The sequence below is a fragment of the Paraburkholderia sediminicola genome, from assembly GCF_046027355.1.
GTDB classification, from domain to species: Bacteria; Pseudomonadota; Gammaproteobacteria; order Burkholderiales; family Burkholderiaceae; genus Paraburkholderia; species Paraburkholderia sediminicola_B.
Genome location: NZ_JAQQEK010000007.1, coordinates 340,522 through 354,454 on the forward strand (window position 1 = coordinate 340,522; position 13,933 = coordinate 354,454).

At 63.2% G+C, this 13,933-nt stretch carries 12 protein-coding genes; 6 read left to right on the forward strand and 6 right to left on the reverse strand.

Annotated features, from left to right (window positions below; genetic code table 11):
• The first annotated feature begins 96 nt into the window (after nt 1–96).
• Nucleotides 97–885, forward strand: a complete 789-nt coding sequence (locus tag PQR42_RS15290; protein ID WP_408217195.1) for a sulfite exporter TauE/SafE family protein — start codon at nt 97–99, stop codon at nt 883–885.
• A 46-nt stretch (nt 886–931) separates the two neighbouring features.
• Here the strand turns inward: PQR42_RS15290 and PQR42_RS15295 are convergent, their stop codons facing one another.
• Both PQR42_RS15295 and PQR42_RS15300 read right to left on the reverse strand, forming a co-directional pair.
• Complete coding sequence (locus tag PQR42_RS15295) at nt 932–1,180, reverse strand: hypothetical protein (protein WP_408217198.1); 249 nt, start codon at nt 1,178–1,180, stop codon at nt 932–934.
• Between the two features lie 248 nt (nt 1,181–1,428).
• The gene (locus tag PQR42_RS15300; RefSeq protein WP_408385213.1) at nt 1,429–1,782 is read right to left on the reverse strand and encodes a BON domain-containing protein; all 354 of its coding nucleotides are present in this window, start codon (nt 1,780–1,782) and stop codon (nt 1,429–1,431) included.
• Nucleotides 1,783–2,389: 607 nt separating this feature from the next.
• On the opposite strand from PQR42_RS15300, the gene PQR42_RS15305 reads away from it, so the two are divergent.
• The 3 genes from PQR42_RS15305 (at nt 2,390) to PQR42_RS15315 (ending at nt 5,842) form a co-directional block, all read left to right on the forward strand.
• Nucleotides 2,390–3,874, forward strand: coding sequence for a TAXI family TRAP transporter solute-binding subunit (locus PQR42_RS15305; RefSeq protein ID WP_408385211.1), 1,485 nt, complete (start codon nt 2,390–2,392; stop codon nt 3,872–3,874).
• 93 nt (nt 3,875–3,967) lie between these two features.
• Nucleotides 3,968–4,618, forward strand: a complete 651-nt coding sequence (locus PQR42_RS15310; RefSeq protein WP_132375948.1) for a 2-hydroxychromene-2-carboxylate isomerase — start codon at nt 3,968–3,970, stop codon at nt 4,616–4,618.
• 243 nt (nt 4,619–4,861) lie between these two features.
• On the forward strand, nt 4,862–5,842 hold the full coding sequence (locus PQR42_RS15315) for a LysR substrate-binding domain-containing protein (protein WP_408385209.1): 981 nt from the start codon (nt 4,862–4,864) through the stop codon (nt 5,840–5,842).
• A 63-nt stretch (nt 5,843–5,905) separates the two neighbouring features.
• Here the strand turns inward: PQR42_RS15315 and xdhC are convergent, their stop codons facing one another.
• Genes xdhC through xdhA form a run of 3 tightly spaced genes read right to left on the reverse strand, consistent with a single transcriptional unit; the run spans nt 5,906 to nt 10,454 of the window.
• Nucleotides 5,906–6,472 carry a xanthine dehydrogenase accessory protein XdhC gene (gene xdhC / locus PQR42_RS15320; RefSeq protein ID WP_408315457.1) on the reverse strand — a complete coding sequence of 189 codons (567 nt, stop codon included), beginning with the start codon at nt 6,470–6,472 and terminating at the stop codon, nt 5,906–5,908.
• 52 nt (nt 6,473–6,524) lie between these two features.
• Nucleotides 6,525–8,897, reverse strand: a complete 2,373-nt coding sequence (gene xdhB, locus PQR42_RS15325; RefSeq protein ID WP_408385207.1) for a xanthine dehydrogenase molybdopterin binding subunit — start codon at nt 8,895–8,897, stop codon at nt 6,525–6,527.
• 33 nt (nt 8,898–8,930) lie between these two features.
• The gene (xdhA, locus tag PQR42_RS15330; RefSeq protein WP_408385205.1) at nt 8,931–10,454 is read right to left on the reverse strand and encodes a xanthine dehydrogenase small subunit; all 1,524 of its coding nucleotides are present in this window, start codon (nt 10,452–10,454) and stop codon (nt 8,931–8,933) included.
• Between the two features lie 390 nt (nt 10,455–10,844).
• On the opposite strand from xdhA, the gene PQR42_RS15335 reads away from it, so the two are divergent.
• Nucleotides 10,845–12,056, forward strand: coding sequence for an MFS transporter (locus PQR42_RS15335; protein ID WP_408217217.1), 1,212 nt, complete (start codon nt 10,845–10,847; stop codon nt 12,054–12,056).
• A gap of 657 nt (nt 12,057–12,713) precedes the next feature.
• On the opposite strand, the gene PQR42_RS15340 is transcribed toward PQR42_RS15335, so the two are convergent.
• Entirely contained in the window at nt 12,714–13,166 is a 453-nt protein-coding gene (locus PQR42_RS15340; protein WP_408385203.1) for a hypothetical protein, read from the reverse strand.
• Between the two features lie 320 nt (nt 13,167–13,486).
• Here PQR42_RS15340 and PQR42_RS15345 point away from each other — a divergent pair, with 320 nt between their 5' ends.
• Complete coding sequence (locus PQR42_RS15345; RefSeq protein WP_408385200.1) at nt 13,487–13,690, forward strand: hypothetical protein; 204 nt, start codon at nt 13,487–13,489, stop codon at nt 13,688–13,690.
• Nucleotides 13,691–13,933 lie beyond the last annotated feature (243 nt).

Genomic DNA, 13,933 nt, shown 5'->3' on the forward strand with positions numbered 1-13,933 from the left:
GTCTTGCCGCCGCCCTCCATCGACTGTCGAAGGCAGGCGCGCCGGCCTTGCCGCCTATAACCCGTCCAACCCACCCGACCGCCAGCGGTCCGCTCAATGGCACTTCCCCACATCGATCTGCTGTACTCCGTCTCCGGCCTGTTCGTCGGCTTTCTGGTCGGACTGACGGGCGTCGGCGGCGGCTCGCTGATGACGCCGATCCTGGTCCTGCTGTTCAACGTGCATCCGGCCACCGCGGTCGGCACCGACCTGCTGTACGCGGCGGCCACCAAGGCGACCGGCACGCTCGTGCACGGCCTGAAGGGCTCCGTCGACTGGCAGATCACCCTGCGCCTCGCCGCCGGCAGCGTGCCGGCCGCCACCATCACGCTGATCCTGCTGCATCGTTATGGCATGGACACGCCGGGCGCAAGCCGGCTGATTCAGGTCGTGCTCGGCGCGGCGTTGCTGGTGACGGCGGTGGCGCTAGTGTTTCGTCCGCAACTCGCGGCGCTCGGCGCGCGCAAACAGCGCACGCCGCGTCAGGGACGCACGCTCGCGCTGACCATGCTGACCGGCGCGGTGCTCGGCGTGCTGGTGTCGCTGACCTCGGTCGGGGCGGGCGCGATCGGCGTGACGGTGTTGTTGCTGCTGTATCCGCTGCTGCCGACCACGCGCATTGTCGGGTCGGACATCGCGCACGCGGTGCCGCTCACCCTGCTGGCGGGCGCCGGCCACTGGCTGCTGGGCTCGATCGACTGGTCGATGCTGCTGTCGTTGCTGGTGGGATCGCTGCCGGGCATCGCGATTGGCAGCTATCTGTCCGCACGCGCGCCGGACGCGCTGCTGCGCAACCTGCTCGCCGCCACGCTCACGCTAGTCGGCGTACGCCTCGTGCTGGCCTGAAACCGCCTTAAGGATATCGACGCACGCCGGCGCGAACGTCCAGCGGCTACTTGAAGAACCGGCAGGTCAGATCGGCTTCGAACTGCCGGATCCATTGACCGTGACGATCGTGATAGGACTGCGCCCAGCCGCCGCGCCGCACGGTGACGAGGCGCTCGTGCGCCGCGTCGCTCGGATCCGCGGCGGCACTGATGTCGAAATGCGCCGGCGCAAAACCGTGCCGCGCGCACACCAGTTCGAAAGCCGCCCGATCGCCGATGGGCAGATCGGTATAGCGCAAAAGCGGGGTTTCCATGGCGTTGACTCCGGTTCCCTACTCATCACAGTACGCTTCGCAACGCGTCAGCAGTGTGTCACAGCGCACAGACTGACCGTGGCCGCGCCGCCGTCCCGTTCGGAACGGCTGAGCCCTATCATCGCCGCTTCAATAATCGCCAAATTAAATAAAAAAAGGCTCCGGTTTTTTGCCGGAACCTTGGTGCGCGTCTGCATCACGATGGCGCATGACGGCGTGAACCGCCCGCGCCAGGTGTCGCAGCCTGCTTACTGCTGCACGACGGTCAGCTTGTTCGACACCGACGTCACGCCCGCGACGCCCTTGGCGGCCTGGCCGGCAGCGTCGATCTGGCCTTGGTCAGGCACCGAACCCGTGAGCGTCACCGCGCCGCCACGAGCACGCACGGCGATGTTCGACACGTCGACGCCTTGTGTCTTGGCCAACGCGCCACGCACCTTGCGGCCCAGCTGGCTATTCGCCTTCTTGGTCGCCTTGGCGCTGGCAGCCGGCGCGGCGGTCGTGCCGGTTGCCGTTGCGTCGCTTGCCTGAGCGTACACATTGCACGCCACCACCATTGCCACAACCGAGCCCAGCGTTTTCAGAAAACCGACCGATTTCATAGCTTTTCTTCTCCTTAGCTTCACATTGGACCGCATACACAAGCGGCTTCGTTACGACTACCGGCAGCCATGCTGGGCGCGCACGACAAGGCGCGGCCGAGCAACGGCCGACTATGGCTGTAACACGATGTGCGAGAGGCGAGAGAGGCCGGTTGCCGTTGCCGCCTGCGATGACAGGCATGCAGTGCGGTACGAAACCGGCAAGCCGCGAAGTCCGCCGACGCGCCCGGTTCTTGTGTGTCGTGCCGGGTCGCGCCGCGCAAACATCTGTTCGCGGCAGCGATGCACAATTTAATCTAGCCGGGCCAGAAGCGCAAAGGGTTTAGTCGCGTTTAGTCATACTCGAGACGCTCGAGATGCGAATCGCGTCAGGCGCACGGGCTGTCACGCCACATTCACGATTTGTTACGGGTTTGTCGGCGCTGGCCGCCGCCGCGCGTTCCGCCGTGCGGTGAATCTCAGGTACCATCGGCGCGACGCAAGCTGCCGCGCGGCTCGCACGCCCTTCGCGGCAGCAGGGCCCGCAAGCCGCGCGTGCTTCGCACCGATTCGCGCGCCGCAGAGCGCCGTTCCTGTTCACTTTCGACCGTAGCCGTCACGTCATCCGATGAAGCCAGCCACCGGCCGCAAAAGCCCTCCTCGTCTCGTCGCCCGTTTTGTCGCGATCTCCTGGCGCGATCTCGCGGTCTCGTTCGGGCCGATCCTGCTAATCGCCGCCGTCGCGATCTGGGTCGCCGTGCGGCTGATCCAGCCCGCGCCACCCAGCACGCTAACCATTAGCGCCGGCCCGGAAGGCAGCACCTTCTGGACAGCGGCGCAAAAGTACAAAACGATCCTGGCGCGCAACCGCATCACGCTGAACGTGCTGTCGTCGGAAGGCTCGCTGCAGAATCTCAAGCGGCTGTCGGACCCGAAATCGGACGTCGATGTCGCCTTCGTGCAGGACGGCGTCGCGCCCGGCGCGGCGTCCGACGGGCTGATGTCGCTCGGCAGCGTGGCCTATGTGCCGCTGGCGATCTTCTATCACGGGCCGACCGTCACGCGGCTTTCCGAGTTCAAGGGCCAGCGGCTCGCGGTCGGCGCCGAAGGCAGCGGCACGCGCGAACTGGCGCTCGCGCTGCTCAAGGCCAACGGCATCGTGCCGGGCGGCGCGACCAAACTCCTGCCGCTTTCCGGCGACGACGCCGCCGAGGCACTCGTCTCCGGCAAGGTCGACGCGGCGTTCCTCGCCGGCGATTCGGCGCAACCCGCGGTGATGGGTAAGCTCTACCGCACGCCGAACGTGCAGTTCTACGACTTCTCGCAAGCCGATGCGTACACGCGCCGCTTTCCCTACCTGACGCAACTCGAGATGCCGATGGGGGCGTTCGACCTCGGCAAGAATCTGCCGTCCGCGCCGATTCATATGGTGGCGCCGACCGCCGAGCTGGTGGCGCGCGACTCGCTGCATCCCGCGCTTTCCGACCTGTTGATCGAAGCCGCCCGCGAGGTGCACGGCAAGGCGAACATCATGCAGCGCGCCGGCGAATTCCCCGCGCCGCTCGCGCACGATTTCCCGATCAGCGACGACGCCGCCCGCTACTACAAGTCGGGCAAGAGCTTCCTTTACCGGATCCTGCCGTTCTGGCTCGCGAGTCTCGCCGACCGGCTGCTGGTGGTCGTGGTGCCGCTGATCGTGTTGCTGGTGCCCGCCTTGCGTCTGGTGCCGTCGCTGTATGCATGGCGGGTGAAATCGCGCATCTATCGCTGGTACGGCGCGCTGATCGCGATCGAACGCAGCGCGCTCAGCGACCATTCGCCCGCCGAGCGCGCCTCGCTGATCGAGCGGCTCGACGCGATCGAGGAGTCGGTCAACGGTCTGAAGATGCCGCTCGCCTATGCGGATCAGTTCTACGTGCTGCGCGAGCATATCGGCTTCGTGCGCCAGCGGCTCATGCAGGCCCGCGACGCCCAGCGCGACGAGGCCGCCAACGAAGCGGAAAGCGCGGAGAACGGTGCGGGCGAAGCAGGCGCCGGACCCACGCCGCGCGCCGCGAACGAAGCGGCCGAAATCGGCGAAACGCGCGACGACAACGACGCAAAACCATATTGACGGGTGCAAGCCGCGGCTGCACCGCGTAAGATCATTACAATTCCGACGGTCCAGCAGACGCGCCGTGCGGAACAGGCAATTCGGGAGACATTTATGACCGTTGGCATCGACGCCAGGCAACCGCTGTGGTTTTACGACTTTGTCTCGCCGTTTACCTACCTGTTGCTGGAGCAGCACGACAAATGGCCGGGCTTCGACTTCGTGTTCACGCCGGTCGTACTGAACGATCTGTATCGTCACTGGGGACAGCGGCCGGCTTACGGCGTGCCCTCGAAGCGCACCTTCCTGTACCGGCACGCGCTGTTTCGCGCGGAGCAACTCGGCATCCCGTACAAGATGCCGCCGGCGCATCCCTTCGATTCCATGAAGCCGTTGCTGCTCGCCACCGCGGCGAACGGCGACATCAACTTCGTGCGCGAGATTTTCCGTTTCATCTGGCGTGAAGGCCGCGATCCGTCCACCGACGAAGCCTTCGCCGAGTTGTGCGACCGCGTCGGCATGCCCGACGGTCCGGAGATCATCAGAAGCGCAGCCGTGCTGGCGCAATTGCAGCGCAATACGGCGGATGCGATCGGCCTCGGCGTCTACGGCGTGCCGACCTTCTTTCTGAACGATCAATTGTTCTGGGGTGAGGACGCGTTGCCCATGGTGCTGTACTGCGCGCGCACGCCGAACTGGCTCGAATCGAGAGAAGTCAAACGGATTAGTTCGTTGCCGTCGGGGCTCGCGGACATTCAACCGTAGGCGATACGTAAGCGTATAGCGGGCGAAACGCGCGTTCCACGGCGCTTGCGCGGATTTGTTACGGCAAAACAGCCTTGCTGATGCCGGCCATACCGTGCCCGCTATGCCGCTACACCGCAAACGGGCCTAAGGTTATGACCTTCGCGCCGTGCGCGTTGGCGCTCCGCTCTCGCGAGACGCTCGCGGGCGGCTCCGTACGACGCCTCATCGGATCCGATCCGCTTGCCCCGCCTCGCTTAAACCATGGACGACACTGCCGCCTCCCTCGATATCTGGCTCGTGCGCGTGCTGCGCACGCTGCTGGTCGAGCGCAGCGTCACGCAGACCGCGTTGCGTCTGAATCAGACCCAGCCTGCCATCAGCACCGCGCTGCGCAAACTGCGCGAGACGCTGAACGACCCGATCCTCGTGCGCGGCAAGTCGGGCATGGTGCCGACCGAATACGGTGAATCGCTGCTGGCTTCCGCGCAACGCGTGCTGCGCGAAGTGGACTTCGTCGCGACGCCGCATGGCGACTTCGATCCCGGCCGCTCGCGCCGCACGTTTCGCGTGGCCGCGCCGGATTATCTGAACGACTTCTTCATGCCGACGGTGATCGCGCAGTTTCGCGAGGCGGCGCCACATGCTCGGCTGGAGATCGATTCGCTGAGCCCGATGCTCGATCATTCCGCCGCGCTCGATGCAGGTGAACTCGATCTGGTGATCGGCAACTGGCCGAAGCCCGATGCGCGTTTCGAACGCAGCGATCTGTTCTCCGACACGGTCGTGTGCATGATGCGCGCCGATCATCCGCTGACGCGCATGCCGTTGACGCGCGAGGCGTATCTCGCCGCGCCGCATCTCGCGCCGACGGCGTATAGCGGCGCGAGCAGCGGCGCCATCGACATCGGCTTCGCGCGGGCGCGCGCCGAGCGACGCATCGTCGCCACGCTGCCCTACTTCGGGCTGGTGCCGCAAACGCTGCTGCAATCCGATCTGATCTTCACGACGACGCGCCGCTTCGCGATGCACTATGCGGACATGCTGCCGCTCGCGGTGGTCGACGTGCCGATTCCGTTTCCGCGCATCAAGTGCTACCAACTCTGGCATCCGCAGCCGGACCGGCCGAGCGATGTCGGCTGGCTGCGTACGCTGATGTCTCAAGTGTCGGATACGCTGGTCGCGCAGAAGGTGCGGCGCGCGAAACGGACGCCCAAAAAGGAAACGTCAGCCGCAATGGGCTGACGTTTGGGTTTGAGGTTTGACGGGCGCCGGTTGAGCGCCTTCGTCTTGACTTACTTCTATTGTTCAGACACTCGCGCAGAGCTGCTGCGTTGCGAGTTGCGCCACGACCTGCCGCGTGCGAATCTGCAGCAACTCCGCGCACACCGCCACGGCGATCGCCGAAGGCGCCTTATCGACGATACCGGCCACGCCGATCGGACACGTCATCTCCACGAGCCGGTCCAGATCCACGCCACGATCGAGCAAACGACGCTCGAATTTCACGCGCTTCGTCTTCGAACCGATCATGCCGAAGTAGGTGAAATCGCGCCGCCGCATGATGCGGGCAGCGAGCGAGAAATCGAGCGCGTGGTTATGCGTCATCACGAGAAAGTACGCGCCGGGCGGCGCCGTATCGACGATCGCGTCCGGCGTGTCGGTCGCTTCGATCTGCACGTTGGCGGGCGTTTCGTCGGGGAACAGTTCGTCGCGCTCGTCGACCCACTGGACGACGCACGGCAAGCTGCCGAGCAGCTTGATGAGCGCATGCCCAACGTGCCCCGCGCCGAACAGCACGATATGCATCGGTGCCGGACGCGGCGTCTGCACGGCGCTGCGTCGGCCGATCTGAACGGATGAAAAATCGTTCATGGCGATCATTCCAGTGAGTGTGTTGTTCACGCGCTTCTTTCCCGGTCCATTGCTACGCTGATTGCCGCAGTGCTGCGGTCGCAGCACGCACCGCGCCGACCGCCTTGAGGATTTCCTCGCTGGTCGCCGGCGCATTCAGCGGCGGATTGACCTTATGGTCGCCGACCGCCGACACTGCGTCGCGCACGGCGAAGAACACCGAGAACGGCAGCAGCAGCGGCGGTTCGCCGGTCGCCTTCGAGCGATGGATGCTGTCCTCCGCGTTGCGGTTCTTGAAGAGACGCACGCGGAAGTCGGGCGGCGTATCGTTGACCGTCGGAATCTTGTAGGTGGACGGCGCATGCGTCATCAGCTTGCCGCCCGCGTTCCACCACAGTTCTTCGGTCGTAAGCCAGCCCATGCCTTGAATGAACGCGCCTTCCACTTGGCCAACGTCGAGCGCAGGATTCAACGACGCGCCTACGTCATGCAACGCGTCCGCGCGCAGCACGCGCATTTCGCCGGTCAGCGTGTCGATCACCACTTCCGACACGGCCGCGCCGTACGAGTAGTAGTAGAACGGCCGGCCTTGCAGCTTCGATTGATCCCAATAGAGCTTCGGCGTCGCGTAGAAACCGTCCGACCAGAGTTGGATACGCGCGACGTAAGCCTTCGCGATCACTTCTTCGAACGGCACGATGGCGTCGCCCACCACCACGCGGTCATGCACGAAGCGCACTTCCGACGCGCTTACCTGCCCCCCGCCGAAACGCTCGGCGGCAAACGCCGACAGACGTTCGCGCAACTGGCGCGCGGCGTCCTGCGCGGCCTTGCCGTTCAGATCGGAACCCGTCGAAGCTGCCGTCGCCGACGTATTGGCGATCTTGCTGGTGTCGGTCGCCGTGACGCGAATGCGGTTGAAACCAATGCCCAGTTCATGCGCGACGACTTGCGCGACCTTCGTGTTCAAGCCCTGGCCCATTTCGGTGCCGCCGTGGTTCACCAGCACCGAACCGTCGGTGTAGATGTGCACGAGCGCGCCGGCCTGATTGAAGTGGGTCACGTTGAACGCGATGCCGAACTTGACCGGCGTCAGCGCCATGCCCTTCTTCAATATTGCGTTGTTGGCGTTGAACTCGTTGATCGCCGCGCGGCGCGCGCGGTATTCGCTGGTCGCTTCGAGTTCGTCGATCAGTTCGTGAATCACGTTGTCTTCGACGATCTGACCGTACGGCGTCTGATTGCGTTCGGTCTTGCCGTACAGATTGCGACGGCGCACGTCGAGCGAGTCTTCACCCACCGAGCGCGCGACGTTGTCCATGATGTATTCGATCGCGAACGCGCCTTGCGGACCGCCGAAGCCGCGGAACGCCGTATTCGACTGCGTGTTGGTCTTGCCGCAGAAGCCGTCGATCGTCACGTCGGAGAGCCAGTACGCGTTGTCGAAGTGGCACAGCGCGCGCGTCATCACCGGGCCGGACAGGTCGGCGGAGAAACCGCAGCGCGAGGTCATGTCGACCGTCACGCCGTCGATCACGCCCTTGTCGTCGTAGCCGACTTCATACGTGTAGTGGAAATCGTGGCGCTTGCCCGTGACCATCATGTCGTCGTCGCGGTCCGGACGCAGTTTCACCGGGCACAGCAGCTTCCATGCGGCGAGCGCCGCGCAGCAGGCGAACAGACCCGATTGCGATTCCTTGCCGCCGAAACCGCCGCCCATGCGGCGGCATTCGATCAGCACGTTGTGCGACGCCACGCCCAACGCATGCGCGACCATGTGCTGCATTTCGGTCGGGTGCTGCGTCGAACAATAGACGTGCATGCCGTCGTCGTCCTTCGGCACCGCGTACGAAATCTGGCCTTCCAGATAGAACTGCTCCTGGCCGCCGAGCAACATTTCGCCAGCTTCGCGACGCGCGGCGCGGGCGATCTTGGTGTCCGCCTCGCCGCGCGCGAGTTTCATCGGCGGCAGCACGTGCTGGTTCGCGGCGCGCGCCTGTTGCGCCGTCAGAATCGCGGGCAGTTCCTCGTAGACGATTTCGGCGCGGCGCGCCGCGAGACGCGCGGTTTCATGCGACGTCGCGACCACGATGAAGATCGGCTGACCGATGTATTGCACGAGGCCGTCGGCGAGAATCGGATCGTCGCCGTGGATGATCGGGCCGACGTCGTTGACGCCCGGGATGTCGTCGGCGGTAAAGATCGCGACCACGCCCGGCGTGGCGCGCACCTTGTCGAGCGACATCGAGACGATCTTCGCATGCGCTTTCGACGACAGGCCGAGCGCGGCGTGCAGCGTGCCGGCGAGCGTCGGAATGTCGTCGGTGTAGGTGGCGCGGCCGCTCACGTGCAGATGCGCGGACTCGTGCGGACGCGAGACGTGGACCTGGGTGAAGTCGTCGAGCTCCTTGAGGTCTTTCAGGAACGGTTCGGCGTGCTGATTCATTGTGTGTGTTCTCCGTATCCGTTGGGCTTCTGCTTAGACGCTTGCAGGCGCGCAGGCCGCTGCGACCGCGCGCACATCCAGCGCGCTCTTCGGCAGCGGATTGTTCGGGCGCGTCTCGAGCCAGAAGCGGTACAGCGTATTCTTCGCCGATTCGAGGCGGTAGTTGCTGGTCGCGCGCATGTCCGACAGCGGCGCGTAGTCGTTGCCGAGCGCGAGCATCGCGGCCTGCGCGGTGGCTTCGTGCCATTCGGCGTCGCGCAGCACGGCTTCGGCGTGCGTCGCGCGCTTGGACGTGGCGGCCATGCCGCCGAATGCGATGCGCGGCTCGCGGATCACGTTGCCATCAGCGATGAACGAGAACGCGGCGCACACGGCCGAAATATCCGAATCGAAGCGCTTGGACAGCTTGTACGTGCGGAACTGCAGGTTCTTGCGTACGCCGTTGCGCGACGGCACTTTCAGGCCGACGACGAACTCATGCTCCGCCATATCCTTCTTCTGATACGCGAGGTATAGGTCTTCGAGCGGCATTTCGCGCTCGATCTCGCCGCCACGCACGATCACGCGCGCGCCGAGGGCGATCAGGCCCGGCATCGAATCGCCGATCGGCGAACCGTTGGCGATATTGCCGCCGAGCGTGCCGGCATTGCGAATCGGCAGCGACGCGAAGCGTTGCTGCATTTCGAACAGTTCCGGGTACTGCTTGACGATTTCCGTGTAGGCCTTTTCGACGCTCACACCCGCGCCGATCTCGATCCATTCGTCGTTGGTTTCGAGCTTCTGCAATTCGGCGATCTGCCCGACATACACGATGTTGCCGAGGTCGCGCATCATCTTGGTGACCCACAGCCCGATGTCCGTGCTGCCGGCGAGAATACGCGTGGCCGGTTCGGCTTCCTTGATCCTGGCGAGCGCCTCGACCGTGCGCGGCGCGGCGAACTGCTGGCCGGCGTGCTGATAGTGGAACGTGTCCTTGCGCTCGAGCGTGGCGAGTGTTTTCGACAGCGCTTCGATGTTGACCGGCGCTTTCGGCGCGGGCGCTTCGAACATGCGCACGGCGGCGTCGACGATCGGACGATAGCCCGTGCAGCGGCACAGGTTGCCGGTCAGCGCGTTGCTGATCGCTTCACGCGACGGCACGGTCTTGTTCGCGCAGCTATGTTCGTGACCGTGCTTTTCGTACAGCGACCACATCGACATGACGAAGCCCGGCGTGCAGAAACCGCACTGCGAGCCGTGGCACTCGACCATCGCTTCCTGCACCGGATGCAGCGAGCCGTCCGGCTGGCGCAGGTCTTCGACGGTATAGAGCGCTTTGCCGTCGAGCGTCGGCACGAACTGGATGCAGGCGTTGACCGCCTTGAAGTCGACGCCGCCCGCCTCGTTACGTTCGCCGATCACGACCGTGCACGCGCCGCAATCGCCTTCGGCGCAGCCTTCCTTGGTGCCCGTGCAATGCGCGTCTTCGCGCAGATATTGCAGGACGGTGCGGGTGACGGGCGCGTCCTTGATCTCGCGGATCGCGTTGCGGTGGTAGAAGCGAATCGGCTCAGTCATGTCTCGTTACTCTCGAATGTTCTATGTCCGTGGGGACGTGCAGCAGTGATGGTTCGAAAACTATCACCGTCAATAAATACAACCCATAGCTCGGATCGCATGCGGGACATATCCGCGAAAAGATATCGAGATGGGTTTGGGAGACGGTTGGCTTATGGTGATTACGACTTTTTGCCGTGTTTTTCTATTTTATGCCGACTAACGGACAAGACAGATCCTGGCGTTTTGGCTGGCCGTGCTGAAAAATTGGGCATTACCGGGGCAAAAACGGACCACTATATGGTTCCCGGAACGGCTTTTTGTCGGATGAATTATTAAGCAAGTCCTGCAAGAAAACCGGTTCCATGGGAAAATCACGCCTTCCCGCCGAATTCAAGTCTCGTTTTCCCCATGTCCACCGACTCAGCGACACCTCGCAGCGAATTTGCGACGACCATGCAGATCATTCCGGTCGTCTTTTTCACGTTTCTTTGCTATCTGACGATCGGAATTCCGCTTGCGGTGTTGCCGGGCTACGTCCACGACGACCTCGGTTACAGCGCCGTGCTGGCGGGTGCGGCAATCAGCGTGCAGTACCTGGCGACGTTGGCGTCGCGGCCGCTCGCCGGCCGTTCCGCGGATACGTTGGGGCCAAAGCGGACCGTTTCGATTGGTTTGCTGGGTTGTGGTGCAAGCGGGGTTTTGTTGTTGCTGGCTGTGCTGTGCGGACGCTGGCCGGTGCTGAGCCTTGGGTTGCTGGTGTGCAGCCGTCTTGTGTTGGGGTTCGGCGAGAGCCTGTGCGGCACGGGCGCGATTCTGTGGGGCATCGGCCGGGTGGGCACGAGTAACAATGCGCGGGTGATCTCGTGGAACGGTATAGCGACGTATGGCGCGCTGGCGGTCGGCGCGCCGCTGGGCGTGGCGATTGAGCATACGGTCGGGTTTGCCGCGTTGGGAGTTCTGGTGATTCTGCTGGCGGCGCTCGGCTTTTATCTCGCTCGTCCCATTGCGCCGGTGCCGATCGTGCACGGCGAGCGGATGTCGTATCGGAGCGTGTTCACGCGGGTGTTGCCGCATGGGATTGGGTTGGCGCTTGGCTCTGCCGGGTTTGGGTCGATTGCTACTTTTATTACGCTGTTTTATGCGGCTAAGCATTGGCCGAATGCGGCGTTGTCGTTGACGGTGTTCGGGACGTTGTTCATTGGGGCGCGGTTGTTGTTTGCCAATACGATTAAGACCTACGGTGGGTTTCGGGTCGCGATTGCTTCGTTTTCGTTTGAATGCGCGGGTTTGTTGATGTTGTGGTTGGCGCCTGAGCCTCATATCGCACTCGCTGGCGCGGCTTTGACCGGGTTTGGGTTTGCGTTGGTGTTTCCGGCTCTCGGGGTCGAGGCTGTGGGGCTCGTGCCGCCGGCTAGTCGAGGGGCGGCTTTGTCGGCGTACTCCGTGTTTCTCGATCTCTCGCTTGGGATTACTGGGCCGTTGGCCGGGTATATCGCCGGTGAGTTTGGGTATGGGTCGGTGTTTCTTTTTGCCGCTGTTGCCGCTGCTGGAGGCGTTGGACTTTCTACTTTGCTTTATCTTCGGAATGCTAAGGTGACTAATTTGCCTGCGGCGCTTTGAGGGTTGGTGCCTGCTCGGCAAGTGTTTTTTTCTGTGTGCTGTCGGTGTTGGCCTTTCCTTGAATTCTTTGTGGTCTATTAGCGTTGCCCCTGTGCGGGGCGGCACTTACTTCTCTTTGCCGCCGCAAAGAGAAGTAAGCAAGAGAAAGCGGCTCAAACCGCTAACTCTTAAGCGGGTCCCTCGCACAGTTGCGGTAGCGGTGCATCTGGAATCTGTGCTCTCGCACATTCCGCACTTGTGACACAGCAGTCATACTTCCCGCCTCGCGCTGCGCGCTCGCCGGAACGGCCTGCTCGGAAATCAGTGGCTTCGTTTAGGCACGGTGGGGGCCGTCGGCTTCGCCTCGGTGAAATGCCCTCAGCGGCTTCTGGTTCTGAAGCAATTTTCTCGTCGGATTGCTCTTGCGTTTCAAATGGCGCTCGTTCGCGAGTAAGACCCCACGCGCTTTGAATCGTGCCCGCCCCTCACACAACAAAGGCGCAAGGGTTCCGCCTTTGTCGCGGTTGCGACGCGGTACCGCGTGCCGCTTTCAGTCCGCAACCGCATCTGCCATGCGTCTCCCCAAATGCGGTGTCACAGCGCCGCCAGTGTCCGTCAATGCGACGTCACCGCGACGCCAATTTTTTGCCAATACGCCGTCGCCGTGCCGCGAATGTCTCAATGCGCCGTCGCTGTTGTTCGCGCGATCGTCTTGAAGCGGATCGGCTTGCTCTGCATCGTTCTAGTTGCGCCAATATGTTCGCGGCTTTCCGATGCCGTCCGCGTGGCTTTTTCCAGAACGTCCGCTGCGTGGCGCGCTGTGATGCGGCTTTGAGGAATTCCCTTCGCGTCCAGCGCAATCACCTGATATAGCTCACGATCAATCTCGACTTCGCGCTGGTAGTCCTCGCCGGTGTCGAGCAACAGCTCCAGCAATCTTCGCTGGCGATGTCTCTCTTCGCGCGTCACAGCCGGACTCCTAACTATCGATGCCACAAGTGTGACCAGTTTTTCCAACTGGCTCAATTGCCGCTCAATCAATCCGAAAGCGGACAGCGCGAGTTTCTCGTATTGAAGCGCGTCAACGGGTGGGCGCGACGCGGTTCGTGAATGCTTGACAGATTTACTCATGGCGCGATCTCCCTGAAACTTATCTGGATCGCCCAACACACGCTAGCGCGGTGGTGAGCGGGCACATTGACGGGATTCGCAGACCGGCACACAGAACCAAGAACCGGCGAGCCGTAAGGCTCCCCCGCCAAGGCCCGCCCATTGGAATCAGGCGTGCAAAGGCAGCCGCGCACTTGCTCGTGCAAGCATGCGGGTTCTGTGTGATGCAGGCTGCGAAACCTGTTTGTCGTGAAGTACACGACGAAACGAGTTTAAACATATCGCGCTGCGAGTGATCACCCGAACAAGCTAAAACGCGCGCGCGGATATCATTTCCGAAATTGCCCAAACTTCTGCTGGAGTACAAGACTACGGCGCCCAAGAAACTTCCGCAAAAACCGCAGCAAATGGTTAGTGAAGTGCGTGACCAATTCGTGCGCCTGACGCCATTTCTTTTGGAGCGGGAGAAGCGTTCGGGCGCCTTCAAAAACTACTGGCCATTTCTTGCGCCCGACGGCGCCCTGATGGAGTGCGAGACGCAATAGGCGCGTGGAGCGCTTTAAAAAACCACCGGCCGTTTCGTGGCATTGCCGAGGCGAAGCCGACGGGCCCCACCGCACCCAAACGAAGCCACTGGTTGCCATGCAGACCATACCGGCGAGCGCGAAGCGCGAGGCGGGATGTATGACTGCTGTGTCACGAGCGCTGAATGTGCGAGGGCACGGATTCCAGATGCGCCACTACCGCGACTGCGCGAGGGCCCCGCTTAAGAGTTAGCGGTGTGAAGC

Coding starts and splice junctions, on each gene's coding strand:
- PQR42_RS15290 (WP_408217195.1), top strand. CDS start 97: ATGGCACTTCCCCACATCGATCTGCTGTACTCCGTCTCCGGCCTGTTC.
- PQR42_RS15295 (WP_408217198.1), bottom strand. CDS start 1,180: ATGGAAACCCCGCTTTTGCGCTATACCGATCTGCCCATCGGCGATCGG.
- PQR42_RS15300 (WP_408385213.1), bottom strand. CDS start 1,782: ATGAAATCGGTCGGTTTTCTGAAAACGCTGGGCTCGGTTGTGGCAATG.
- PQR42_RS15305 (WP_408385211.1), top strand. CDS start 2,390: ATGAAGCCAGCCACCGGCCGCAAAAGCCCTCCTCGTCTCGTCGCCCGT.
- PQR42_RS15310 (WP_132375948.1), top strand. CDS start 3,968: ATGACCGTTGGCATCGACGCCAGGCAACCGCTGTGGTTTTACGACTTT.
- PQR42_RS15315 (WP_408385209.1), top strand. CDS start 4,862: ATGGACGACACTGCCGCCTCCCTCGATATCTGGCTCGTGCGCGTGCTG.
- xdhC (WP_408315457.1), bottom strand. CDS start 6,472: ATGAACGATTTTTCATCCGTTCAGATCGGCCGACGCAGCGCCGTGCAG.
- xdhB (WP_408385207.1), bottom strand. CDS start 8,897: ATGAATCAGCACGCCGAACCGTTCCTGAAAGACCTCAAGGAGCTCGAC.
- xdhA (WP_408385205.1), bottom strand. CDS start 10,454: ATGACTGAGCCGATTCGCTTCTACCACCGCAACGCGATCCGCGAGATC.
- PQR42_RS15335 (WP_408217217.1), top strand. CDS start 10,845: ATGTCCACCGACTCAGCGACACCTCGCAGCGAATTTGCGACGACCATG.
- PQR42_RS15340 (WP_408385203.1), bottom strand. CDS start 13,166: ATGAGTAAATCTGTCAAGCATTCACGAACCGCGTCGCGCCCACCCGTT.